The 24,696-nt window shown below is 60.9% G+C and carries 23 protein-coding genes and 1 pseudogene; 5 read left to right on the top strand and 19 right to left on the bottom strand.

The features are described 5' to 3' along the window. Positions 1–34: 34 nt before the first annotated feature. The 4 genes from ACZ5M5_RS03865 to ACZ5M5_RS03850 all read right to left on the bottom strand — a co-directional run bounded on the left by ACZ5M5_RS03865 (position 35) and on the right by ACZ5M5_RS03850 (position 4,238). On the bottom strand, positions 35–403 hold the full coding sequence (locus ACZ5M5_RS03865; RefSeq protein ID WP_060739274.1) for a glyoxalase superfamily protein: 369 nt from the start codon (positions 401–403) through the stop codon (positions 35–37). Positions 404–526: 123 nt separating this feature from the next. Beyond that, positions 527–1,999, bottom strand: coding sequence for an N-acyl-D-amino-acid deacylase family protein (locus ACZ5M5_RS03860; protein ID WP_464738616.1), 1,473 nt, complete (start codon positions 1,997–1,999; stop codon positions 527–529). Position 2,000: 1 nt separating this feature from the next. Then, complete coding sequence (locus tag ACZ5M5_RS03855; RefSeq protein WP_464738615.1) at positions 2,001–2,861, bottom strand: MurR/RpiR family transcriptional regulator; 861 nt, start codon at positions 2,859–2,861, stop codon at positions 2,001–2,003. Positions 2,862–2,888: 27 nt separating this feature from the next. After that, positions 2,889–4,238 carry a GntT/GntP/DsdX family permease gene (locus tag ACZ5M5_RS03850; RefSeq protein ID WP_072411012.1) on the bottom strand — a complete coding sequence of 450 codons (1,350 nt, stop codon included), beginning with the start codon at positions 4,236–4,238 and terminating at the stop codon, positions 2,889–2,891. A gap of 309 nt (positions 4,239–4,547) precedes the next feature. On the opposite strand from ACZ5M5_RS03850, the gene ACZ5M5_RS03845 reads away from it, so the two are divergent. Further along, a complete protein-coding gene (locus ACZ5M5_RS03845; RefSeq protein ID WP_464738614.1) occupies positions 4,548–5,993 on the top strand; it encodes a SulP family inorganic anion transporter in 1,446 nt (481 codons plus the stop codon). A 144-nt stretch (positions 5,994–6,137) separates the two neighbouring features. Here the strand turns inward: ACZ5M5_RS03845 and ACZ5M5_RS03840 are convergent, their stop codons facing one another. The 3 genes from ACZ5M5_RS03840 to mdaB all read right to left on the bottom strand — a co-directional run bounded on the left by ACZ5M5_RS03840 (position 6,138) and on the right by mdaB (position 8,724). Beyond that, positions 6,138–7,031, bottom strand: coding sequence for an NAD-dependent epimerase/dehydratase family protein (locus ACZ5M5_RS03840; protein WP_464738613.1), 894 nt, complete (start codon positions 7,029–7,031; stop codon positions 6,138–6,140). Positions 7,032–7,133: 102 nt separating this feature from the next. Beyond that, positions 7,134–8,045 carry a LysR family transcriptional regulator gene (locus ACZ5M5_RS03835; protein WP_060739280.1) on the bottom strand — a complete coding sequence of 304 codons (912 nt, stop codon included), beginning with the start codon at positions 8,043–8,045 and terminating at the stop codon, positions 7,134–7,136. An 88-nt stretch (positions 8,046–8,133) separates the two neighbouring features. Continuing rightward, the gene (gene mdaB, locus ACZ5M5_RS03830; RefSeq protein WP_060739281.1) at positions 8,134–8,724 is read right to left on the bottom strand and encodes an NADPH:quinone oxidoreductase MdaB; all 591 of its coding nucleotides are present in this window, start codon (positions 8,722–8,724) and stop codon (positions 8,134–8,136) included. A 201-nt stretch (positions 8,725–8,925) separates the two neighbouring features. Between mdaB and ACZ5M5_RS03825 the strand changes: the two genes are divergently transcribed. Further along, entirely contained in the window at positions 8,926–9,240 is a 315-nt protein-coding gene (locus tag ACZ5M5_RS03825; RefSeq protein WP_060739282.1) for a putative quinol monooxygenase, read from the top strand. On the opposite strand, the gene ACZ5M5_RS03820 is transcribed toward ACZ5M5_RS03825, so the two are convergent. Further along, the gene (locus ACZ5M5_RS03820; RefSeq protein WP_464738612.1) at positions 9,230–9,994 is read right to left on the bottom strand and encodes a sulfite exporter TauE/SafE family protein; all 765 of its coding nucleotides are present in this window, start codon (positions 9,992–9,994) and stop codon (positions 9,230–9,232) included. The two genes, ACZ5M5_RS03825 and ACZ5M5_RS03820, sit on opposite strands and share 11 nt — an antisense overlap. A gap of 216 nt (positions 9,995–10,210) precedes the next feature. On the opposite strand from ACZ5M5_RS03820, the gene ACZ5M5_RS03815 reads away from it, so the two are divergent. Further along, positions 10,211–11,092, top strand: a complete 882-nt coding sequence (locus ACZ5M5_RS03815; protein ID WP_060739284.1) for a LysR substrate-binding domain-containing protein — start codon at positions 10,211–10,213, stop codon at positions 11,090–11,092. Positions 11,093–11,189: 97 nt separating this feature from the next. Continuing rightward, on the top strand, positions 11,190–11,534 hold the full coding sequence (locus tag ACZ5M5_RS03810; RefSeq protein ID WP_060739285.1) for a cupin domain-containing protein: 345 nt from the start codon (positions 11,190–11,192) through the stop codon (positions 11,532–11,534). A gap of 67 nt (positions 11,535–11,601) precedes the next feature. On the opposite strand, the gene gntB is transcribed toward ACZ5M5_RS03810, so the two are convergent. The 8 genes and pseudogenes from gntB to ACZ5M5_RS03770 all read right to left on the bottom strand — a co-directional run bounded on the left by gntB (position 11,602) and on the right by ACZ5M5_RS03770 (position 21,153). After that, complete coding sequence (gene gntB / locus ACZ5M5_RS03805; protein WP_103308757.1) at positions 11,602–12,588, bottom strand: guanitoxin biosynthesis L-arginine gamma (S) hydroxylase; 987 nt, start codon at positions 12,586–12,588, stop codon at positions 11,602–11,604. A gap of 202 nt (positions 12,589–12,790) precedes the next feature. Next, positions 12,791–13,906, bottom strand: coding sequence for an aminotransferase class V-fold PLP-dependent enzyme (locus tag ACZ5M5_RS03800; RefSeq protein WP_103308758.1), 1,116 nt, complete (start codon positions 13,904–13,906; stop codon positions 12,791–12,793). Positions 13,907–13,909: 3 nt separating this feature from the next. Beyond that, positions 13,910–15,091, bottom strand: coding sequence for an MFS transporter (locus ACZ5M5_RS03795; RefSeq protein WP_404942925.1), 1,182 nt, complete (start codon positions 15,089–15,091; stop codon positions 13,910–13,912). A gap of 23 nt (positions 15,092–15,114) precedes the next feature. Further along, positions 15,115–16,419, bottom strand: a complete 1,305-nt coding sequence (locus ACZ5M5_RS03790) for a hypothetical protein (protein WP_192262875.1) — start codon at positions 16,417–16,419, stop codon at positions 15,115–15,117. After that, positions 16,416–17,477: a threonine aldolase family protein gene (locus ACZ5M5_RS03785; protein ID WP_060739290.1), complete on the bottom strand. Its 1,062-nt coding sequence runs from the start codon at positions 17,475–17,477 to the stop codon at positions 16,416–16,418. Before ACZ5M5_RS03785 ends, ACZ5M5_RS03790 begins: the two co-directional genes overlap by 4 nt. A gap of 11 nt (positions 17,478–17,488) precedes the next feature. Continuing rightward, positions 17,489–18,451, bottom strand: coding sequence for a proline dehydrogenase family protein (locus tag ACZ5M5_RS03780; RefSeq protein ID WP_060739291.1), 963 nt, complete (start codon positions 18,449–18,451; stop codon positions 17,489–17,491). 278 nt (positions 18,452–18,729) lie between these two features. Further along, positions 18,730–19,617 carry a 3-hydroxyisobutyrate dehydrogenase gene (gene mmsB / locus ACZ5M5_RS03775; RefSeq protein WP_060739292.1) on the bottom strand — a complete coding sequence of 296 codons (888 nt, stop codon included), beginning with the start codon at positions 19,615–19,617 and terminating at the stop codon, positions 18,730–18,732. A gap of 10 nt (positions 19,618–19,627) precedes the next feature. Then, positions 19,628–21,153: pseudogene (locus tag ACZ5M5_RS03770) on the bottom strand (CoA-acylating methylmalonate-semialdehyde dehydrogenase). Between the two features lie 140 nt (positions 21,154–21,293). Here ACZ5M5_RS03770 and ACZ5M5_RS03765 point away from each other — a divergent pair. Continuing rightward, entirely contained in the window at positions 21,294–22,241 is a 948-nt protein-coding gene (locus ACZ5M5_RS03765; protein WP_060739294.1) for a LysR family transcriptional regulator, read from the top strand. Here the strand turns inward: ACZ5M5_RS03765 and yfiB are convergent. Genes yfiB through yfiR form a run of 3 tightly spaced genes read right to left on the bottom strand, consistent with a single transcriptional unit; the run spans position 22,238 to position 24,585 of the window. Further along, on the bottom strand, positions 22,238–22,741 hold the full coding sequence (gene yfiB, locus ACZ5M5_RS03760) for an outer membrane lipoprotein YfiB (RefSeq protein ID WP_464738611.1): 504 nt from the start codon (positions 22,739–22,741) through the stop codon (positions 22,238–22,240). The genes ACZ5M5_RS03765 and yfiB overlap by 4 nt on opposite strands. A gap of 3 nt (positions 22,742–22,744) precedes the next feature. Then, positions 22,745–24,013 carry a diguanylate cyclase DgcN/YfiN gene (gene dgcN, locus ACZ5M5_RS03755; protein ID WP_060739299.1) on the bottom strand — a complete coding sequence of 423 codons (1,269 nt, stop codon included), beginning with the start codon at positions 24,011–24,013 and terminating at the stop codon, positions 22,745–22,747. Further along, positions 24,010–24,585 (bottom strand): regulatory sequestration protein YfiR, encoded by a 576-nt coding sequence (yfiR, locus tag ACZ5M5_RS03750; RefSeq protein WP_092476378.1) that lies wholly within the window; start codon positions 24,583–24,585, stop codon positions 24,010–24,012. The genes dgcN and yfiR overlap by 4 nt, the downstream gene beginning before the upstream one ends. Positions 24,586–24,696: the final 111 nt, after the last annotated feature.

Raw genomic sequence — 24,696 nt, 5'->3', positions numbered from 1 at the left:
TGCCAGGCCTGGGGGATCCGAGCGGGGGCGCCTCTCAGACAGTGATCGCATTGGTAAACACCAACCGATTCCCAAACGGATCGACCACCGTCATGTCCTGGCTCCCCCAGGGCATGGCCTGGATCTGGGGGTGGGCGTAGCGATACGCCTTGTCCTGCAATTGCTGTTGGAACGCTTCCAGCTCATCGGTCTCGATCCGCAGGGCCGAGCCCGGCGTGCAATCGCCATGGTGCTCGCTCAGGTGCAACACGCAGTCGCCACGGGAGACCTGCAAGTACAACGGGAAGTTGTCACCGAAGCGATGTTGCCAGTCGACGGTAAAGCCCAGGAAGTCGACATAAAACGCCAACGCCTTGGTTTCATCGAAGATCCGCAGAATCGGGGTGGTTTTACCGAAGCTCATGGGTTGCTCCCTGGCTGAAAAGACCCAGTTTAGTGGGTTGACCCCAATGCTTCGGCCTTGGGTCCGGCTTCTTTAGTGTCGCAGTGCCATTATTGTGACGCCAATTTACACAATATCAGCCGCTTACACGCCATTCGCCGGACCAAACCCCTGACGCAAGTCGCCCTCCCGCGCCAGGAATCGCCCTTCCCGGCGCCCGTTTGCCTGCCCATCGCGGTAGCTCAAGACACCATTGACCCACACGCCATCAATCCCTTCGGCAGCCCGTTGCGGCTGGTTGAAATCGGCCACGTCGCGAATGGTGTGTGGGTTGAACAGCACCAGGTCCGCCCAATGGCCTTCAGCGATTTCACCTCGGCCCTTCAAGCCGAAGCGCGCCGCCGACAGACCGGTCATCTTGTGCACGGCGGTGTGCAACGCAAACAGCCCGACGTCACGACTGAAATGGCCCAGCACTCGTGGGAATGCGCCCCACAAGCGCGGATGGGGAAACGGGTCTTCGGGCAATCCGTCGGAGCCGACCATGGACAGCGGATGGGCGAGGATTCGGCGGACGTCGCCTTCGTCCATGCCGTAGTACACCGCACCGGCCGGTTGCAGGCGCCGCGCCGCTTCCAACAGCGACACCGCCCATTCGCGGGCGATGTCGGTCAGGTCGCGTCCGCCCATTGACGGGTGCGGTGTCGACCAGGTGATGGTGATGCGATGGGCATCGGTCACTTGCTTGAGATCCAGGGTCGAGGAGCTGGCCGCGTAGGGATAGCAGTCGCAACCGACCGGATGGGTTTTCGCCGCGTGCTCCAACGCCGCGAGCACCTGCGGGCTGCGTCCCCAGTTACCGGCCCCGGCACACTTGAGGTGGGAAATGATCACCGGGCTCTGCGCATGACGACCGATCTGGAACGCCTCGTCCATGGCCTCGAGCACCGGCTCGAATTCGCTGCGCAGGTGGGTGGTGTAGACCGCGCCGAATGCACTCAACTCCTCGGTCAGTTGCATGACTTCGTCGGTGGACGCCGAAAATGCGTTGGCGTAGGCCAGGCCGGTGGACAAACCCAGTGCACCGGCCTCCAGGCTTTCGCGCAATTGCCGACGCATGGCAGCGATTTCTCCCACCGAGGCAGTGCGCAACAAATCATCCATATGATTGCTGCGCAACGCCGTGTGCCCGACCAATGCGGCCACGTTGACCGCCGGTTTGGCCTCCTCTACCGCCCCCCGATAATCCCCGAAGCGTGGGTAGGCGAAGGCCTGGGCCGTGCCGAGCAGGTTCATCGGGTCCGGCGGATCGCCCCGCAGGCTCACCGGCGAAGCGCTGATGCCGCAGTTGCCGACGATCACCGTGGTCACGCCCTGGCTGAGCTTGGGCAGCATCTGCGGTTGGCGAATCACCACCGTGTCGTCGTGGGTGTGCACATCGATGAACCCCGGCGCCAGCACACGGCCGGCGGCGTCGATGTCTTCCAGGGCCCGGGCTTCTCCCAGCTCGCCGATGCGTTCGATGCGCCCGGCGCGAATGCCGACGTCGGCGTGGTAACCGGGGCTGTCGCTGCCGTCGATGACCAGCGCATTGCGGATAAGCGTGTCGTACAGCATGTCAGTCTCCCAGCGGCAAGTGATCGTCGCCGCCGCGGTAATCGTCCAGGGCGAGTTTGACCCGCCGCAGGCGCTCTTGATTGTCTTCAGGATGGGCCAGCGCCAGCTCGGTGGCGAGCACGTCGATGGCCAGCAGCATGCCGTAGCGCGCCGCCGTGGGTTTGTAGATGAACGAGGTTTCGGCACCTTGCAGGGGCAGCACACAGTCGGCCAGTTGGGCCAGTGGCGAGTCGGCGCGGGTGACGGCCAGGATCGCCGCGCCGTAGCTGCGGGCCAACTCAACGGCACTCAACAGCTCCGGCGTGATACCGGTCAGTGAACAGGCGATGACCAGATGCTGGTCGCTCAGCGAAGTGGCGGTGATGCGCATCATCACCGGGTCGCGACAGGCGGCAATCGGGTAGCCGAAACGCACCAGCCGCACCTGCAATTCCTCGCCGCACAGTGCCGACCAGCCACCGAGACCGAACGCATGAATCATCCGTGCCTTGCCGATCATCCGCACGGCATCGCCGAACCGTGACTCTTCGAATGCTGACAGATGCTGGCGCAGAGTCGCTTCGATATCGCCGACGATCTGTCCATAAAATGCCGATTGCTCCGGCGCCCCGGTGGGGTCGAGGAAACGGCTGCCGACACCGCTGGCCTGGGCCAGTTGCAGGCGCAAATCCCGCAGGTCGCGGCAACCGACGGTACGGGCGAAGCGCGACAGGGTAGCGCTGCTGACTTCCGCCCGTTGGGCCAGTTCATCGAGGCTGGCGGAGGCGGCAAAGCCGACGTCTTCGAGCATCAGTCGGGCGATTCTTCCTTCGCCGGCGCTGAAGGAGTCCTGGCGGGAACGGATCTGGTAGAGGATGTCCATGGCGGCTCCTGTTGGGGTGCGTTGCGCTCAAAGCAAGCGCGAAAGCCCGAGGGTCAAGGCGAACGCGACCACGGAAATCAGCGTTTCGAGCACCGTCCAGGTCTTGAAGGTTTGCGTGACGGTCATATTGAAGTATTCCTTGATCAGCCAGAAGCCGCCGTCGTTGACGTGGGAAAAGATAACCGACCCGGCGCCAGTCGCCAGCACCAGCAGTTCGGGGTGGGGATAACCCAGGCCAATCGCCACGGGTGCGACGATGCCCGAGGCCGTGGTCATCGCCACCGTGGCCGATCCGGTGGCAACGCGCATCAGTGCGGCGAACAACCAACCCATGACCAGCGGCGACAACTGGAACTCCTGGGCCAGGCCGACGATCTGCTGCGTGACCCCGGCGTCCACCAGGATCCGGTTCAAACCACCGCCGGCGCCCACCAGCAAGGTGATGCTGGCGGTCGGTGCCAGGCACTCGTTGGTGAACTTGAGGATCGATTCACGGTTGAAGCCCTGGGCCAGGCCGAGGGTCCAGAAGCTGAGAATGGTCGCCAGCAACAAGGCGATCACCGAGTTGCCGATGAACAGCAGGAACTGGTTGAAACCGCTGCCCGGGGTGGAGATCAGGTTGGCCCAGCCGCCGATCAACATCAGGATCACCGGCAGCAGAATGGTCCCCAGGGTCACGCCGAAACCCGGCAGCCTGGCACGCGGCTCGCGGTCGAGGAATTGTCGCTCCAGCGGGTTCTCGGCCGGTAGTTGGATGCGCGGCACGATGAATTTGGCGTACAACGGGCCGGCGATGATCGCGGTGGGAATGCCGATCAGGATCGCGTACAGCAAGGTCTGGCCCACCGAGGCCTGGAACGCCTGCACCGCCAGCATCGCCGCCGGATGGGGCGGCACCAGGGCATGGACCACCGAAAGCCCGGCGACCATCGGCAGCCCCACCATCAGGATCGACACACCCACACGCCGGGCGATGGTGAAGGCGATGGGCACCAGCAGCACAAAGCCGACTTCGAAGAACAACGGCAAGCCCACCAGGAAGGCAATGCACACCATTGCCCAGTGGGCGTTACGCTCGCCGAAGCGTTCGATCAGCGTCTGCGCCATCCGCTCCGCCCCACCGGACTCGGCCATCATCTTGCCGAGCATCGTGCCCAAGGCCACCACCAGCGCAATGTGCCCCAGCGTCTTGCCGACACCCGCTTCGTACGCCCCCACCACACCCGACGGCGGCATCCCGGCCAGCAACGCCAGGCCAATGGAGACCAGGGTAATCACGATGAACGGATTGAGCCGATAACGGGCGATCAGAACGATCAGCGCAATGATGGCGATGGCCGCGTAGACCAGTAGCCAATAACCGAAAGCAGGGGCCATGCGTTACTCCTCGAATGGGGTCACGTCGATGTGTTGTGAAACTCATAAATCATTTCGACGATGAATCTTCAAACCCACTGAAAGTAATTTTCGCCCACAGGCAAGAAATGTCGCTGACGGACATCACGATGCAGCCGCTATGAAAATCCGGCGCCGGACTTTCATACAGAACCATTCTCTTGTGCTGAGGGGATTTATCCCCTCAGCACAGACGGCTGGCCGCCCCGCGCTCAATTCCGTACCATCCGCACCTGTTTTTGCACCACTCCCCGGCAGCCGACGCTCCACCGGCGCCCAGTCAGGTAAATCATGAAATCAGCCCGTCTTCGCGCCGACACCCTCGCCGGCCTCACCACCTCTTTCGCCTTGCTCCCCGAGTGCATCGCCTTCGCCCTGGTGGCCCACCTCAACCCGCTGATGGGGTTGTACGGTGCCTTCATCCTCTGCACCCTCACTGCCCTGTTCGGCGGACGGCCCGGGATGGTTTCGGGCGCGGCGGGGTCGATGGCCGTGGTGATCGTCGCGCTGGTGGTGCAACACGGCGTGCAGTACCTGTTGGCGACCGTGCTGCTGGGCGGGCTGATCATGATGGCGTTCGGGTTGTTGCGCCTGGGCAAGCTGGTGCGCATGGTGCCGCACCCGGTGATGCTCGGCTTCGTCAACGGCCTGGCGATCGTCATTGCCCTGGCCCAGCTGGAACACTTCAAGAATGGCGAGGCCTGGCTGAGCGGCCCGCCGCTGTACCTGATGGCCGGCCTGGTGGCGCTGACCATGGCCATCGTCTACCTGCTGCCGCGCCTGACCCGCAGCGTGCCGCCGGCGCTGGTGGCCATCCTCGGTGTTGGCCTGGCGGTGGACCTGCTCGGCCTGCCGACCCGAACGCTGGGCGACATGGCCCACATCGCCGGCGGCTTGCCGACCCTTGCCCTGCCGGACATTCCCTGGAACCTGGAGACCCTGCAGATCGTCGCACCCTATGCGGTCATCATGGCGATGGTCGGTTTGCTGGAAACCTTGCTGACCTTGAACCTGACCGATGAAATCACCGAGAGCCGCGGCTATCCGGACCGTGAGTGCGTGGCGTTGGGCGCGGCCAACATGGCCTCCGGCTTGCTCGGCGGCATGGGCGGTTGCGCCATGATCGGCCAGACGATGATCAACCTCAGCTCGGGCGGACGCGGACGGTTGTCGGGCGTGGTGGCCGGGGTGATGGTGTTGCTGTTCGTGTTGTTCCTGTCGCCGCTGATCGAACGCATCCCGCTGGCGGCACTGGTGGGGGTGATGTTCGTGGTGTCCCAGCAGACATTCGCCTGGGCCTCGTTGCGGGTGGTCAACAAGGTGCCAGTGAACGATGTGCTGGTCATCATCGCGGTGACGGTGATCACGGTGTTCACCGACCTGGCTGTCGCCGTGCTCTGCGGGATTGTCATCGCGGCGCTCAACTTCGCCTGGCAACAAGCCCGGGAGCTGTACGCCGACACCCACGAGGAAGCCGACGGCAGCAAGCTTTATCGCTTGCACGGCACGTTGTTCTTCGCCTCGTCGACGCCGTTCCTCAACCAGTTCGACCCGGCCAACGACCCGGCCCTGGTGACCCTCGATTGCCGTCACTTGCGCTTCGTCGACTACTCGGCCGTCGCCGCACTCAAGACCCTGCGCGAGCGCTACAGCAAAGCGGGCAAGCACCTGCGGGTGTTTCACCTGTCCGAGCGTTGCAAACAAATGCTCAAGCGCGCGGGCGTGCAGCACGACTGAAGCAACACCCAACAAAAACCTGTGGGAGCGAGCTTGCTCGCGATAGCGGTGGGTCAGCCAACTTCAGTACTGACTGACCCGGCGCCATCGCGAGCAAGCTCGCTCCCACAAGGGGGCTTACTCTGCTGGCACTACCGATGTCACTCACACCATCTCATCGAGAATCCACTCCACCACCGACGTCCGCTTCGGCGTCCAGCCCAGCAGTTCACGGGCGTTCGTGCCTCTCACACGGCTGTTGGAGCCCAGGCCATAGTTGGCCATTTCGTAGCCCCATTCGGCCTCGGCTTCGGCCAGCGGCCAATCTTGCGGCTCGCCCAGCTTCAGCGCCCGGGCCATGGCTGTGGTCATGTCGATGAACGAGGCCTCGCCGCTTTCAACGAAATAGAACGTGCCGGGTACGTTACGGGTCAGGGCCAGTTTGTACAGCTCGACCACGTCTTCGATGTGCACGTTGGACCAGATGTTCTGCCCCGGTCCCACATGCCGCACCACCCCACTTTTACGCGCCTGCCTGAGCAGCCGTGGCAACTGCACACTGTCACGCTTGACCCCCAGGCTGTGGCCGTAGATCAAGGTGTTGCAGATCACCGCCGAGTTCACGCCTTGCTGGGCGGCGTCCAGGACAAGATTGTCGATGGCGACACGGGCCGCTTTGTCGACAGTGGGTGGCGGCAGATGGCCTTCCCGGTAGATGTCATCGCTGTGACGACCACCGGACGCATCGCCGACAATGCTCGAACCGCTGGTGTGCAGCAGCACTTTGTTCGAGCCTTCGAGCCCCTTGATCAGGGCTTCGACCGCACCCCGATGATCGCTGCTGGCGGCGTTGATCACGGCGTCGGCGGCACGGGCCTGCTCGGTGAGCAGCGCGCTGTCCTCGAGGGTGCCAATGACCGGCTCGATGCCCAGCGCAGTGAGTTCGCTCGCCTGTTCGGCACTGCGCACCAGACCGCGAACCTGATGCCCGGCGCGTACCAGGCCGGTGGCGATGGAACCGCCGATAAAACCGGCAGCGCCGGTGATGAATACGTTCATGGATAACTCCTTGGCAACCTGAGTGATGGGACGAGTATCGAGGACTGGTCCTTGCCGAAACAGTCCACATTGCCCAAATCACTCTTGCCTTGAAGTCACGAATCAGCCCTTGAAATCCCGCGCGGCGTAGTCGGCGAGTTTGCCCTGGATGAAGTCCAGGAAGCACTGGATCCGCAGGGCCAGTTGCGAGTTGCGGTAGTACACCGCATTGATCGGCTGGCGGTATCCGCTGTTGGCATCGGCCAGCAGCACCTTCAGCCGACCGGCCTGGATGTCTTCGCGGGTCATGAAGTCTGACAGGCAGGCGATGCCCTGCCCTTGCAACGCCAGGTGCCGCACGGTCTCGCCGCTGGACGCGCTGATGGCGGGCTGGATCGGCCAGCGATCACCGTGCGGGTGGCGCAGCGGCCATTGATTGAGCCCCTCGTTCTGGGCAAAACCCAGCAACGCATGCTCCGCCAGTTCGGCGACGCTGGTGGGTGTGCCGTGCCGCTTCAAATAGGCCGGGCTGGCGAGGATGTGCAACGGGCTGCAGCCCAGGGCGCGGGCGTGGAGCGTCGAATCGGTGAGGGTGCCGATGCGGATGGCGATGTCGGTGCTTTGCTCCAGCAGGTCGATGATCAGGTCGTTGCTGTTGAGTTCGAGCTGGATATCCGGGTAAAGCCTGCGGAACTCTTCAATGTGCGGGACGATGGCGTGCAGCATGAACGGCGAGGCCGCATTGATCCGCAAGCGTCCCGCGGGATTTTTCTGGCGGGACGACAGGCGCTCTTCCAGTTCATCCATCTGGTCGAGGATGCCTTTGGCTTGTTCGAAGAAATACTTGCCTTCCTCGGTCAGGTCCATGCGCCGCGTGGTGCGGTTGATCAGCGTGGTGTCGAGCTTGGCCTCCAGCCGCGACAGCGTACGGCTGACCGCCGATGGCGTCTGCCCGACCTGTTCGGCGGCGGCGGAGATCGATCCGCACTCGATCACGCAGACGAAAATCTGCAACTCGTCGGATCTGGCTTTCACGGGTGTCCTCTCATGACATGCAACTCAATGTGACAGGGCTTGCCACAGATGCATGATTGCCTTCAGGTAGGTCCCGATAGTAGCCGGATTACCGCGAAAGGCCGAACACCTCGATCAGATGCCGCTCATACCGCGCCACGTCTTCTTCGATGTTCGGACGCTTCATCACGTCCACGCACAGGAAGGTCGGCAGGCCGGTCATGCCGAGGAACTGATTGGCTTTGTGGAACGGGAAGTACACCGCGTCCACGCCCTTGGCTTCGAAGAAGTCGGTCGGGTCGTCGAAGGCTTGCTGCGGGGCGTTCCAGGTCAGGGACAACATGTACTGCTTGCCTTGGATCAGGCCGCCGCTGCCATATTTCTGCGAGGCATCGGAACGGGTCCGACCGTCGCTGGCATAGAGGCTGCCGTGGCCTTCGGTGAAGACTTCGTCGATGTATTTCTTCACGGTCCACGGTGCGCCCATCCACCAGCCTGGCATCTGGTAAATGATCACGTCGGCCCAGAGGAACTTGGCGACTTCCTCCTGGACGTCGTAGCCGCCGTCGATAAAGGTGGTTTTCACATCGAAACCGCCATGGTCCAACACGCTGAGCGCCGTGTCATGGAGGGTGGCGTTGTAGCGACCGTCGGAATGGGCGAATTGTTTGCCGCCGTTGAGCAACAGGACTTTTTTCATGGGGAGCCTCATCGGGTTCCACGGCGTGGGCCGTTGGAGGGCCGCTGCATGGAAAGGTTGAAAATGATGGCGGCAGAGTACCGACGAGCTTCACGCGGAATAAGCACCACAACGGCAAAACTGATTTGACCTATACGCAAGAATGTAAGGCCGATTGTTGCCGTAAGCTCCGACACCTCTTTTACTTCAGGAGCCATCTCGATGAGCGAACTGCACGGTTTCATCCTGCATGCCAAGACCCGCCCGGAAAAAGCCGAAGCCTTCGAAGCGCTGTTTCGCGCCTACGTCGAGCCAAGCCGTGCCGAGCCCGGTTGCATCGAATACCACATGCTGCGGGACCAGCAGGATCCAACGCTGTTTATCTTCTATGAGATCTGGGCCTCCCAGGCGCATCTGGAGGTGCACTCGAACCTGCCGCACATGCGGCAATTCTTCGAGCAACGCATGGACTATCTGGAGCGCGACTTTGACATCCGCCGCGTCGACATGCTCAGCCCGTCCTCGGCTAGCCGCTGATCAGCAAATGGCCGCCGAGCACGCCGAGGCCGATGAAAAATGCCCGTTTGAACAACACGGCGCTGATCCGCTGGCGCAACCATTGCCCCAGCCACATCCCCAGCAGCGCCGGTGCCAGCGCCAGTAACGAAGCGCTCAATTCGCCGCCGCCCAGTTCGCCGCGCCACAACAGGCCGGCGGCCAGGGCCAGAGTAGAAACGGTGAATGACAGGCCCAGGGCTTGCACCAATTCATCCTTGCTCAAGCCCAGCGCTTGCAGATAGGGCACCGCCGGAATGACGAACACACCGGTGGCGGAGGTGATGAGGCCGGTCAGCAGCCCACAAAGCGGAGCGATCCACGATTCGGCACCGGGACCGACCCGCAGCGTCGGCAGCAACAGCCCGCTCAACGCATACAGCAACAACGCCCCGCCCAAGGCCCGCACCACCCAAGCCCCGCCCGTCATACCGATCCACAGCGTACCGAGCCCGGTGCCCATGAAAATCGCCAGCAACAGCGGCCACAGGCGCCGGATCAGGGCTTGCAGATGACCGCCAAACGCCAGTTGCCAGAGATTGGTCAGGGTCGCCGGGATAATCAGCAACGCCGCAGCCTGCGCCGGAGCCATAGCCAGCCCGAGCAAACCCATGGAGATGGTCGGCAGCCCCAGGCCGATCACACCCTTGATGGTGCCGGCCAGCAGGAAGGTGGCGATGACCATCAGGGACAGGGCCAGGCCGAGATTTTGATAGAAAGCGATGAGTGTGTTCATGGGCGTATCGTGCACCCCGGGACTTGGCTTGAAAATCTGCCATATACTGAGGGTGCCTCTCTTGTGGCAAGAGGCTGTTCATTCGCTGATGCTGCCGACGCTATCGCGAGCAAGCTCGCTCCCACAGGGGGATTGCATTTCAAACTGTGGGAGCGAGCTTGCTCGCGATGGCGACGTACCAAACACCAGACAAACCCGGCACAGGATCACCCGCCCATGCACTTCGACCTCACCGACCTGCGCCTCTACCTGAACATCCTCGACACCGGCAACATCACCGCCGGTGCGGCCCGCAGCCATTTGTCCCTGGCCGCGGCCAGTGCGCGGGTCCGGGCCATGGAAGCCTCCCTGGGCATCGACCTGCTTGAGCGCGGACGGCGTGGCGTGACCCCAACGCCGGCTGGCAGGGCCCTGGCCGAGCACGCCCGAGTCCTGTTGCAACAGGCCGAACGCCTGCAACAGGACCTGGCCGAATACGCCAAGGGCGTCAAAGGCCGGGTGCGATTGTTGTGCAACACCAGCGCCATGACCGAGTACCTGCCCGAACTGCTGGCCGGTTTTCTCAAGACCCATCCCAACCTCGACATCGACCTGCAGGAATTACCCAGCTCACGGATCACCCATGCGCTGCGCCAGGGCGCGGCGGACCTGGGGATCGTTTCCGACGCGGTGGACACCCACGGCCTTCAGGCCTGGCCGTTTCGCGACGATCCACTGGTCTTGATCCTACCGACCGGGCACCCACTGGCTGACGGTCGAGCCGTGCGTTTCAGCGAGACCCTCAGCCACGACTATGTCGGCCTGAACGCCTCCAGTGCCCTGGCGATTCACCTGGAAGAACAGGCCCTGCACATCGGCTCGCGCATGCAAATCCGCATTCGCGCCGATGGTTTCGACGGCATGATTCGCATGGTGGCCCATGGTGCAGGCATTGCCATCGTGCCGAAGGCGGCCATCGACCGGCGCCCGCCCGAGCCTTCGTATCACTGCGTCCCGCTGCAAGAGGCCTGGACCCACCGGGCGCTGCTGCTGTGCGCCCGCCACTTCGACGGTTTGCCGGCCTACGCCACGGCCCTGGCTCGACATCTGGCCGATTGATGCGCGCTTCTGGATAGCTCGATGTCGACCACAGGCATCTATCCGCCCAGGCCACGCGTTAGGGTGCCTGTTCTCTTCCGCCCCTTTCGGAGTTCACATGACCGCCCCCATCACCGTCCTGCGCGACACCCATCCGCTGCCCGTACTCGATGCCTGCAAATGGGAAAAACTCGAAGGCGACCCGCACACCGTCAACCTCAACGCCTACACCAGCGAAGACGGCAGCAAGATCATGGGCACCTGGATCTGCACACCCGGCAAATGGTATGTGGAATACGTGAAGTGGGAGTACTGCCATTTCCAGGAAGGCTACTGCATCATCACCCCAGAGGGCCTGGAGCCGATCCATCTGCGCGCCGGTGACATCTTCGTCATCGAGCCAGGCATGAAAGGCACGTGGGAAGTGGTCGAGACCGTGCGCAAATACTTCGTCTTCGCCTGACGAACGCGCTTGACCGATACGCTGTGCTCAAAGGCGCGCCTGGAGCACAGCGCAGCATGACCGCCCGCTATGCCGTCACGTCGACGGTGCTGATTTTACCGCTGCGATACGCCTCGAATATCTGATGCAGGCTCGATCGGGCCTCCCCTTTCGCAGTGAAAATGCCGCCACACCCCCGATTGGCCGCCGCATAACTTTCATCCTCCATCAATATCTGGTGCGCCTGCTTCAGGTTCCAGAACGGCACGCCGGCAAACAGGTGGTGCGTCAGATGATAGTTATCGCCATGCATACCGATAAACAATCGCTCGACCGGCGTGGGGAAACGATTGCGCGTCAACTGCACCTCATCCTGGTACACCCCGAACATGCCGAAGTGCTCGGAAATCTCGGAGAGCCAGCCAATCACCTGGAACACCGTGAAGTAAGGAACCAACCAGAACAGGACATAAGCCCACGGGCCGACAAAGTAATTGAAGAGCAACAACATGGCGCCATGAACCGCCAGAAGCTTCAAGCCCTGTAACGGATTGGCCAGGATGTCCCCCGCCCGGTTCTTGACCAGATAAAGGAAGTACTTGTAGGTGTTGACCAGCGTCACGCTCCTGAACAAATGACGGAACAGGAAGTCCAGACGGTCCTGAGCCTCGTACAAACCCGACTCGATGTAGAAACGATGATCGGGATCCTTCAGCTTGTCGCCCAGATGGTGGTGGTGCATCTGCACATGGGATCGACGATAGGCTTCATAGTCCTGGAAGATGGGGTAGGCCAACAAATACTCACCGACCCATTTGTTAAGCGCCTTGCTTTGAGCCAACGTCATATGCGCCGCTTCGTGCAAAAGCGAGGCAAGTGCCCGCTGCCGAGAGCCAATGAATAACAATGCCAGCGGATAAAGCGCGTTATAGCGATTGGCTAGAAATATCGCCGAGACAATGATCAGAAGATCCGCACCCAGGGCAACCAGCCAGTGCCAATTGTCTTTTTTGTACAAAGGCCGCAGACGCAGCCTGAGTGCAGCAGAAGGATTAAACCTGTTCACATCGTTCATCGGAATTCCCTTTCGTAACTCGAAGTGATGAATACAGGCGCGAAACGCCTGCGCAACCTTGATTACTTCCCCGGACAAAACAATTAATGCAGTACCACTGCCGCAGACGGTCACCTGCCAGGCACACGACGCACATTCCATTGCGACAAACCGCACGATATAGACTTTTTATTTACAGGCTATTGATTGCCTCATTGGTCATTTACAACTCGGTCAGTACCGCGATGAACTCATCCACGTCTTGAGCGTTGTTCCTCCCATTGATGGAAACGCGCACAAAACGCTCATGCCCCTGCGCCAACATGAAGTACGGCGTATGCGATGCATATCCCGGCCAAGCGTTGATACCTCGGGCCCGCAGATAACTGACGAGTTCTGTCGCCGAACGACGCTCATGGGTGAACGCGATGATGCCCTGATGGTGAGTGCCCGGAGCAATCAAGTTGACACCGGGGGTCTCTGCCAGACGCCGGAACAGCACTCGATAGAGCTCGGACTCCGCCCCGTAGGCGCTCGACAGGCGCTCTTTGATCGCCTGGTTCAAACCCACTACGGCCGCGTTGTTACGCTCGGCATATTCAAAACAGCGGGCATCTCCCACCCCTCGCGTGACGACGCCGCTGACATCGACCGTGGCCCGGCCCAGGTCAGTGAAACGAGGCTGCGCGGTGGCCAGGAAACGCTCGGACAGGTAGGCAAACCCTGTTCCCCTTGGCCCACACAGGAACTTTCTGCCGGCAGCCGTCAACACATCGCAGCCGGCGGCGCCCACGTCCAGCGCCAGCATGCCCGCCGATTGACAGGCATCGACAAAGTACCAGGCCGAGTAGTCGCGCAGGATATTCCCCACCGCCTCGATGTCATTCACGATGCCACAGCAAGAAGGGACATGGACGATCGAGACCAACTTGACCTCGGCGCTCATGTGCCGGGCCAGCCATTGCAGGTCGAGGTTGCCATCGGCCAGCAGCGGCATCACTTCAACCACTACCCCATGCAGGCGCTGCAATGTTGCAAGTGCGATCAGGTTGCCCGCGTATTCGTAGGGCGTGACCAGAACACGTGCGCCTTCAGACCAGGTCAATGCCTCCAGCGCGGTCACCCAAGCCTTGGTCGCTCCATCGAAAAGCGCCACGTTACGCACATCGGCGCCCAGCAGCCGGGCAATGTTTTCATAGACCTCAACGTCCAGCACAGGGGCGTAATTCAATTCGGTTTCATAAGCCCCCGACTCGAACTCGTCCTGCAGATAACGTTGCATCAGCTTCAGCGTCTCGGCAGACATCAGCCCCGAACCCGCCGTATTGAAGTGAATCATCAATCACCTCTCACGCCTTGAACCCAGGAAATAAAACAGACTGGCCACGACCACGCACATGGATAACAGGTAGAACACCGCCCAAGGTGCAAAGAGCGACAGGGCAACACCGCATAGCACCGGCCCCAGCGCGGCCCCCAGGTTGGACAGGTTTTGCGCACCGTAGTACACGCCGCGCATATCCTCCGGGGCGATGTAATCGATGAACAGGTATTCCACCGGGATAATGATGATCTCACCCACGGTAAAAACGATCATGGCCAATACCCAGGCCAGCGGAGTCTGTGCGTAACAAAACCCCATCAGGCCCACCACGAAAAACAACATGCCCAGCATCAACATCCGGAACAGATTGTTCTGGTTGATCCTGGAGCCGACCAGGTATTGCAAACCGATCACCACGCACGCATTGGTGGTGACCAGATAGTTGATGATCTTGTAGGTGTTCTCCGGCGTGCTGGTCACGATCAGGTATTGCGACAAATAGGCCGTGAACTGACCGAACACGACAGCGCTGAGAACGCCTCCGATCGTAAAACACACCAGCTTGTAGTTACGCACCAAATGGACCAGCACGCGGGCAAAATCACGATTTGGCCGCTCTACGCCTTCTCCACGAGGAAGCCGTGCCCCCAGCCCGCTGTACAACACGACAAAAGCCACCCCGATCAAGGCCGAGACCGCAAACGGCAGGCCGGGACTGATTTTCGCGCACAGCACACCCAGGAAAGGGCCGATGGCATAACCGACGTTGGTCAGCGTGTACTTCATGGAAAACACGCTCGCCCGCTTGTCCACCGTCACCAGGAAACCTATGCCTGATTTCACCGCGATGTCGATCACCGCATAGGCGAGGTTGACCACCACGATAGCGATGATGAACGGCACCAGGCTGGCCACCTGATAAGCCACGGCAAACGCCAGGGCAAACAGCGTGGCGGCACCGAGCAGGATCCGGTAGTTGGAAAACCGGTCCACCAGAAAACCGCCGTAGACACCCAGGATGGAGCTGACGATCAGCGCGCCGCCCACCACAAGACCGATATCGGTGACCCCCAGGCCAAAGGCCTGGGAGAAATAAACCACCAGATAAGGCAAGGCCAGGGCCCGGGCAACGGTCAGGATGAACGTCGCCGACAGCAGCAGAACCACGGGCCGGGTATACACCTTGAATCCACCCTGCACCGCCAGCTCTCCCGACACGTCTTTCATGACAACATTTCCCTGTACACGCCGGGTTCGTCCTCGCGCAGCAACTCGATGCTCTTCTGAATGGCTGCACGGTCACGGTCGAGAATGAACACGTGGCCCGGGCAGTTCTCCAGGGAAACGGTTTCCTTGAGCGCCCCTTCGTCCTGAATCTTGATGCTGTGTACGCCCGGGATCGCTTTCCACCGGGCGAGGTCTGGCGCACGCTTGATGGGCCCGGCCTGTCGAGCGATCAGGAACACGCAGCTGGAATGGAAATAAAGCTTGTTTCTCGGGCGCTGCCGGTAATCGAGAAAGGCCTGGGGGTTGATCAACGAATCGATCCACAGGCTCAACTGGTTATGCCCCAAGGCCCGGGTATAGGCCGACAGGTCGATGCCGCCCGGCATGCGTGCCGCGGTTTCAAGCAACACCGGTTCGTCGTCGACAATCATCAGTTCGCTGTGACCGACACCCTGCTGGATACCCAGTGCATCGAGCACGGAAAAAATGTATTGCGACAGGCGACGGTAGACGTCGGCATTGTCCACCGGGCACATCAGCTGGTTGTAGTCGTGCACGGGCGAATCGCCAATCCGAGTGCGGTACACCCGGATGATTTCGCTGACATAGTGCTGGCCGTCGACACTCACGGTATTGACGCAGTATTCGATGTCCACGTCCGTGGATTTACTCGCCGACAACTCCGAGTTGAAATCCGAATTGTCCAGATACTGCTGGACCAGGATTTCCTCGTTGCTTTCAAGGAACAGGTTCTGGCTCGACTTGATGACCTCGAAGGCCTGTTCGACTTCGCTTTCCTGCGTACAGATATGAATATTGTCGGATCCGGCACTTTTGATCGGCTTCAACACCACCGGCAGGATGCGTTGTTCTTTTACCCACTCCAGAATCGCTGCCAGCGAATCCGACTTGAAATGCTTGATCGAGCGCACACCCGCCCGCTGCAAGGCTTCATGCATTTCGAACTTGTCGCGCCAGCGAACAGCGTGCGCCGGATCATTGCGGCGAGGGACATCGAACAGGCCCGCCAGATGCGCAGCCAACTCAACGCCAAACTCGCAGCCGGCCAGCACGAACTGCACCGAGTAATCGGACAATGCCTGCTGCAGCTCGGCGTCAGAGTGATAGAGAACGTCCTGGATAAAGTCGGCCGGCCGGAGCCAGGACTTGTAGAAGGCGTTGACATTGGCGGTGGAACGCACGTGCACGCATTCGAATCCACGGGAAATAAAGGCGGGCGCGATGAGGCTGCCGATCGAATAGGCATCCACGATCAGCACAATGTTTTTCTTATAGATCACTTGATCGTCTCCGGGGCACGGCTGAGTTCGCGCACGGTAGCCTTGATAATCCCGGCGGCTTTATGAATATCGTCGCGGCTGATGTTGAGATGCGGCATGAAGCGCATTTCCCTGGCGTTATAAGGCAAGCCCCCCACCCCTTTCTGACGCAGAAGAGCGGCGAACTGCACCGGCGCGACACCTAGCGCGGAAATGTCCAGGGTGACCATGTTCGTGCCCTTGTAGCGCGCAGGTGCCTCGTCGATGTCATTGAGCAACTGGTGCAGCAACGCCGCGTGCTCATGGTCGTCGGCCAACCGCTCGACGTGGTTTTGCATCGCATAAAGCCCGGCCGCCGCCATCATGCCGGCCTGGTGCAAATCACCACCGAACCATTTGCGGTATTTTTTGGCACGCAGTATCAGTTCTTGCGACCCCACCATGATCGAACCGATCGGCGCCCCCAATCCCTTGGACAGGCACATGGACAGCAGATCAGCGTTGTCGGTGTATGAAGTCACATCGATGCCGGAGGCAATCGACGCATGGAGAATGCGTGCGCCATCGAGATAACGATAGGCACCGATATCCTTGGCGTAAGCAAAGACATCGTTCATTTGTTGCAGCGGAAAGATGTCCCCGCCTTTGCAGCCGAGGGTGTTTTCGATCACCACCACCCGCGGCAAGGCATAGTTCTGACTCCAGCGGCATTTGGAGGCGTGGAGTTTTTCCAGGTCAGCGACGTCGAACAGGCCGTTGTCGTGGTTGGACAGCGAAAAGTTGACCCCTGAAAAAGCCGACGTCGAGGCCGACTCATAGAAATTGATGTGGTACGAAGCGTCGAGGAATATCTCGTCGCCCGGGTTCGTCAGTGCCTTGATCGCCAACTGGTTGCTCAAGGTGCCGCCTGAGGTGAACAGCGCCGCTTCCTTCTGGAAATAATTGGCGCAGTACTCCTCCAGTGCCCGCACCGTCGGGTCTTCACCGAAGCAGTCATCACCCACTTCAGCCTGATAAATCGCCTTGCGCATGCCTTCCGTTGGCTTGGTTACCGTGTCGCTTCTCAGATCGATAAACATAAATTGCTCCGTTAGTAACCTGCGCCAAAGACGATGCGAGAGGGATCGTAGAAGTCAGCGAGGGACTCCAGGACGTTTTCAGGCGACTCGGCGAGTCGATGCAGAAAATGCAGGTACCAGCTGTCGCCATAAACCGCCGCGATACGACAGGCCAGCCCGGCCTCCTTGGCTTTACGCAACGTCTCGGGTTGCACACCGTGGAGCATTTCCAGTTCCTGGATCTGCGAGTGGTAACCCTGCTCGAAAATGCGCTTGATCAGGTTGGGGTCCTGCGTCGCGCAACTGACCGCGATGTTGGCCTCGAGAAGTTCGGCGAGTAATGTCAAATAGCGCTCATCCAGTTCTGTACCACGGGGGAGGGCTATTTCACGCGCTTCGTTATATACACCTTTAACCAATCGAATTTTACGACCATACCCAATGATTGCGGGTAAATCATCAAGCGTTCTATGCAAGTGTGCCTGTACTGTTAGACCAATATTGGAATGATCGGGCGCCAGCTGGGAATACACTTCGAGGATCTTATCGACCGCCGAAGAATGCTCCATGCTAATCATCACGGAAATATTATGTTCTGCGGCAGCAGACAGGATAGTGGCGGCGTTGCGATAGGCCGTTTCCTGGGAAATGAGCATGCCCACGGCACTTAGATCAAACCCCAATTGCGGTGTTAATCCGGCCTTGGCGAACGTCTGGATAGACTTCAGGTATTCATCGACGAAGGCCTGCACCACGCGCGGATCATGGTTCTCCTCGCCGACATACTCAACGCCGAGTCGATAGCCTTTGTCGTGGAGTAATTGGAGTTTTCCAGCGAGCTCTTCTCGATCGGAAGAGACGATATAGCGGTGGGCTGCTTGCTCGAATAACTTGAAGAACAACGAGTCTTTGCTGAAGGCGTCACGACATTCTTGATTGAGCGCCAACTTTTTAAGGGCAGCAGATATAAGTACGCACGTATCCTGCGAAGGCATGGGTATCGCTCCTTGATAATGATTGCTCGTCCTGAGCGCCGAGTATTGTGCAACGATTTTTTTCTGTCAAGGCTCCATAACTATAACAACTCGTTATCACTCACAACGTTTCATATATATGAAACCACAGACACTCAAGACAATTTCATACTAACTATCGTTTATTACAGCTTCACGGCAAATCTCGCCCAGCCAGCTTATTTCCCAGGCCAGCGAGGCGGGCGGCTTGAACAGGAGATTGTGTGGCGAGGGAGCTTGCTCCCTCGCCCATTGCACGCTTATTGCGGCTTGCGATAGCTGTTAACAATCGCCGAAAAATCCTTGCCGCCCTCGCCCCGCTGGCTCATCGCCTGGTACAACTGCTGCGCCACCGCCCCCAGCACCACCGGCTGATGGGCCTGCCGCGCGGCTTCGGTCGCCAGGCCAAGGTCCTTGAGCATCAGGTCGGCGCCAAAGCCACCCGTGTAGCCACGGGACGCCGGCGCCGTTTCGATCACGCCCGGCCACGGGTTGTAGGTGTCCGAACTCCAGCAACGACCCGTCGAGCTGTTGATGATCCCGGCCAGCACCTGGGTGTCGATCCCCAAGGCATCGCCCAGCGCCATGGCCTCGCTGACGCCCACCATGGAAATGCCCAGCAGCAGGTTGTTGCAGATCTTGGCGATCTGCCCGGTGCCGACTTCGCCACAGTGCACGATGTTACGGCCCATTTGCGCCAACACCGGTTGCAAGGTGGCGAACAATTCAGCCGTGGCGCCGACCATGAAGGTCAACGTACCCGCCGCCGCACCGCCGGTGCCGCCCGAAACGGGCGCATCGGCCATCGCCACCCCTTGTTTCGCAGCGGCAGCCGCTACGTCGCGAGCGGTCTGTGGATCGATGGTGCTGCAATCCACCGCCGGCGTGCCAGCGGCGATACCGGCCAGCACACCGTCCTCACCCAGCCAGACGCTACGCACATGGGCGGCGGCCGGCAGCATGGTGATCACCAGCGCAGCGCCCTGGGCCGCGTCGCGAGGCGAGGCACTGACGGTGCCGCCCAATGCCGCCAGCTCGGCCAGCACCGTCTGGTTCAGGTCGAACAGGTTCAGCGAATGGCCGGCCTTGAGCAGGTTGCGCGCCATGGGGGCGCCCATGTTGCCCAGGCCGATAAATGCGATGTTCATGTCCGGCTCCTTAACGCAAATTGATGGTGGTGTTCACACCGTCATTGACGCTGTCATCATCGAACCAGCGCGCGGTCACGGTCTTGGTCTGAGTGTAGAACTGCACCACTTGTTTGCCGTACGGGCCGAGGTCGCCGAGTTTCGAACCACGGGAACCGGTGAAGCTGAAGAACGGCACCGGCACCGGGATCGGGATGTTGATGCCCACCTGGCCAACGTCGATTTCGCTCTGGAATTTGCGCGCCGCCGCACCGCTCTGGGTGAACAGGCCGGTGCCGTTGCCGAATGGGTTGGCGTTGACCAGGGCAATCGCCTGATCCAGGGTGTCGACTTCCAGCACCACCAGCACTGGGCCGAAGATTTCCTCGGTGTAGATGCGCATCTCGGTGGTCACGCCGGAAAACAGGGTCGGACCGACAAAATTGCCCTGCTCGAAGCCCGGCACGCTGATGCCACGGCCATCGAGCTCCAGCTTCGCGCCTTCCTTCACGCCGCTCTCGATCAACTCGAGAATCCGCGCCTTGGCCCGCTTGGAAATCACCGGACCAACGTCGGTGCCCGGCTCACTGCCGGCGTTGACCTTGAGCTTCTGCGCCAGGGCCTTGAGCTCCGGCAACCATTGTTTGGCCGCGCCCACCAGCACCACCACGGAGGTGGCCATGCAGCGCTGGCCAGCCGCGCCAAAACCGGCGCCGACCAGGGCGTTGAGAGTCTGCTCACGATTGGCATCGGGCAACACCACCGCGTGGTTCTTGGCCCCATCATCGACTGCACGCGCTTGCCATGGCGACCCGCCAGGTCATACACGTGGGTGCCGACCGCCGTCGAACCGACGAAGGAAACCGCCTTGATGTCCTTGTGGGTGCAGAGCGCATCCACCACGTCCTTGCCGCCGTGCACCACGTTGAGCACACCCGCCGGCACGCCGGCCTCGATGGCCAGTTCCACCAGCAGCATGGTCGACAGCGGATCCTGTTCCGACGGCTTGAGCACAAAGGTGTTGCCGCAGGCGATGGCCATCGGGAACATCCACAGCGGAATCATCGCCGGGAAGTTGAACGGCGTAATGCCCGCGCACACCCCGATCGGTTGGCGCAGCGTGTAGGTGTCCACGCCACCGGCGACGTTCTCGGCAAACTCGCCCATCTGCAGGGTGCCGATGGAACAGGCGTGCTCGACCACTTCCAGGCCGCGGAAAATATCGCCCTCGGCGTCAGCGATGGTCTTGCCCTGTTCGGCGCTGAGCACCGCGGCGATGCGCTTGGAATGTTCGCGGATCAACGCCTGGAGCTTGAGCATGATGCGCATCCGCGCACCGATGGGCGTCAGTTTCCAGGTCTGGAACGCACGCTGGGCAGCGGCGATGGCGGCATCGACTTCCGACGCCGTCGCGAATGGAACCTTCGCCAACACCTGTTGGGTAGCCGGGTTGACGATGTCGTGCCATTCGCTGGATTGGGATTCAACCCATTCGCCATCGATCAACAGTCTGACGGTTTGCAGGGCGGTGTCGCTGGGCGTAAGGGAAACGTTCATGCTGGCCTCCGGGATTGTTCTTATAGAGAGCGCTGGTTCAGCAAAGACCAAGGTGCATGGGGCACGCATGGTGATGAGACGGTTTTTGGAGTATAGATGTGCAAACTTCTAATAAGAATGCACATAAAAGCCGGTCCATCATGCAAAAAAACATCACCTCCCTGGGGTCGCTGAATTGGGACGACCTCAAGTTTTTCCTCGAAGTGGCCCGCACCCGCAAGGCCAGCACGGCCGCCAAGCGCCTGGCCGTCGACTACACCACGGTGTCGCGACGCATCAGCTCGCTGGAAGCCTCGCTGGGCACGCTGCTGTTCGAGAAATCCCGGACCAACGGTTTTGTCCTGACAGCTGAAGGCCAGCGCCTGCTGGGGTACGCCGAATCGATCGAAAGCACCCTGCACATGGCCTGCGAACAGGTCTCAGGCTCTGGCGTGGCGCTGTCCGGTCATGTACGCATGGGCTGCACCGAAGGCTTCGGCAGCTTCTTCATCACCCCGCAACTGAGCCATTTCGTCGACGCCTACCCGGCCATTTCGGTGGACATCCTGCCGCTGCCGCACTTCATCAGCCTTTCCAAGCGCGAAGCCGACATCGTCATCGCCCTCGAACGCCCCGAACATGGCCCCTATGTGTGCTGCAAATTGTGCGACTACCGGCTGCAGCTCTATGCCACCCAGCCCTACCTGGACAATCACCCACCGATCCAGCGCCCGGCCGACCTGGGCAAGCATTCGTTCATCAGCTACGTGGATGACCTGGCGTTCAGTTCCGAATTGCTCTACCTGGCCAACGTCCTGCCCGGTGCCAACGCCCACCTGCGCAGCACCAGCGTGATCGCGCAATTCGTGGCCGCGCAGCAAGGGCGCTCGCTGGCGATCCTGCCCTGCTTCCTCGCCGCCCAGGACCCACGGCTATTGCCGGTGCTGCCGGAGGAAATCACTGTCACCCGGCAGTTCTGGATGTACTGCCGGGAAGACCTGCGCAAGCTCAAACGAATTACGTTGTTGTGGGATTACATCCGCGAGGTGACTGAACAGAATCAACCATTGTTGATGGGTGATAGCCGGGAGATGGTGTTCGCCGACTAATCGGCGATGACCACGATGGCGACGCGGCGGTTTTCGGTGCGGCCGCTGGGTGTGTCATTGGAGGCGACCGGGTTGCTGCTGCCCAGGCCGCGCAGCTGGACGTTTTCTTCGCGCATGCCAACGCTTGTCAGCACCTTGCTCACGCTGGCAGCCCGGCGCATCGACAGTTGTTCGTTGTAAACCTGGGAGCCCGAGGCGTCGGTATGACCATCGACGCGTACGCGCTCGATGCCCGCGCCCAGCAACGCCTTGCCGATGCGCTCGACGATTTCGGTACTGGCCGGGTTGAGATTTTCCATATCGCTGCCGAACAACACCTTGCCCGACAAACCGAAAGCCCAGCCATCGTCGGTCAATTCGAAGCCTTGTTGCTTGAGTACGGCAATTTGCGCCGGGGTCAGGCCTTTCGGCGGTGCCGTCTGGCAACCACTCAGCGCCAGGATGGCAAGCAAGAACAGCGCCGCGAACCAGCGCAGGGAAAATTGAGGGTATGAACGCACGAGTCAGCTCCTGGTTTGAAAATCAGCGACGGAGTGATCCGACCCCGCCGTATGTTGACCGCCTCGAGCGAGGCGTTTGGCTTGGTACATTGCCGCGTCGGCGGCATGGAGCAAGGTGCCCGGTGTGTCACCATGATCCGGGTAGACGGCAATGCCGATACTGAGGGAGGTCAGCACGGAGGCGTTGCCGGGCAATTGAATCGGCATTTCCATGCTGGCGATGATTTTTTCAGCGATCCGCTCGGCATCCTCGGCCTTGTGCAGGGGCGCCAGCAGCACGGCGAATTCATCGCCCCCCAGGCGCGCGACCAAGTCATCCTCGCGCAACTGGGCCCGGACCCGGGTCGCCACGGCCGTCAGCACCGCATCACCGGCGGCGTGGCCGAAGTTGTCATTGATGCCCTTGAACCGGTCGCTGTCCAGGTACAGCACGGCCACTTGCTCGTTGAGCTTGCCGGCATTGCGCAAGGCGCGAATCAGTCGGCCTTCGAAAAACGCCCGGTTCGGCAAACCGGTCAGGCTGTCGTGGCTGGCCTGGTGCGCCAGGGTTTCGTTTTCGCTTTGCAGGTGGGTCTGCCAAGACTCCAGTTCATCGAGCAATGCGTTGAAGTCATTGGCCAGGTTATCCAGTTCAGCAATGGCGGCCGGTGGCACGCGTCGGTCCAGGGCTCGCTCGCTGCGTGCCGCGTGGGCCACCTCGGCCAGGCTGCGCAGCGGCCCGATGATCGCACGCAACTGGCGCCGCGCCAGATAAAGCGCCACCCAGGCACTGACCGCCGTGCACAGGATGATCCCCGCCAGGCCGCTGAGCAAAAAGCGCAACAGGCTACCGCCATGCCCTGCCAACACGATACGGCCAATGTTCTGCCCTTGATGAACGATCGGCAGGCTGATGGGTTTTTCCAGGAAGGCCTTGGCAATGTGTACTTCCAGTTCCGACAACAGGCCGGTTTGCGGTCGCTGCCAGCGCGCCAACAGACGGCCATGTTCATTCAACACCTGGGCATCGGCGACTTCCTCGGTGGAGGCGATCAAGGCCAGTGCTTCGGTGGCCGCAGCCGAATCATCGAAGACCACGGCCGCTTCCACGGTGTAGTTGATCGAACGGGCGATCAAATGCAGGTTGTGATCGGCATAGACCCGCAATGCCAGCAGGCCGAGCAAGGTCAATGAAGCACTGGCCATGGTGATGGCCACCAGCGCGACGATCAGATGGCCACGACCGATGACCGAGCCCAGGGTGGGACGGACCCTTGGTTTGCGCTGTTTCATGGCGTCGCCGGCCTGCGACGGGAAAGCTGCAGCACACTTGGATGGATGCGCACACCACTGCGCGCCACAGAGTCGAGGTTGACCTCGAAAGACACTTGTTCATCGCCGACTCGCAGACAGAACAGGCTCCCCACGGTGCACTGGTCGCCGCCTTCGCTGATGCTCAGCACTGGCTTGCCGATCAAGGACGCAAACAAACGGGTGTGCTCATCGTTGGTCAGCCTGCCGACGTAGACTGCGTTGCAGGCGGTGGCGATATCAGGATGATCGGCCAGCAGCCGCTGCACCGTCACCGGCCGCCCCGTGGCCTGGGTGGTGCCCTTGACCAGATCGTCGGTGTATTGGGTAGGCCCGACGATGCACAGCTGCAGTTGGGTAGGCTCCACGGGCCAACGGGCGTAGCTGAGAATGCCCAATACCACCTGGGTCACCGCTTCGGCCCGCTGCTCGGCCTGGGTCGTGGTGACTTGCTCCTGGGCCATCGCGACAGGCAGCAGCAGACACAAAAGGCCGGCCAGCAGAAAATGCCCCCGCCCCTTGCTGCGCACTGCCTCCCGTACAGGCACTTTCATGGAGAATCTCTTGATCCAGACGATAAGTGCCGGAACGATAGCACAGTGCCCAAAAGCCAGCGAGGCCGCGTGTTACGTAGACTTCGGAGCGAAACAGGCAAAATTGCCGTG

The sequence above is a fragment of the Pseudomonas sp. Van50 genome, from assembly GCF_055390755.1.
This window is presented reverse-complemented; position numbering and strand designations above follow the sequence as displayed.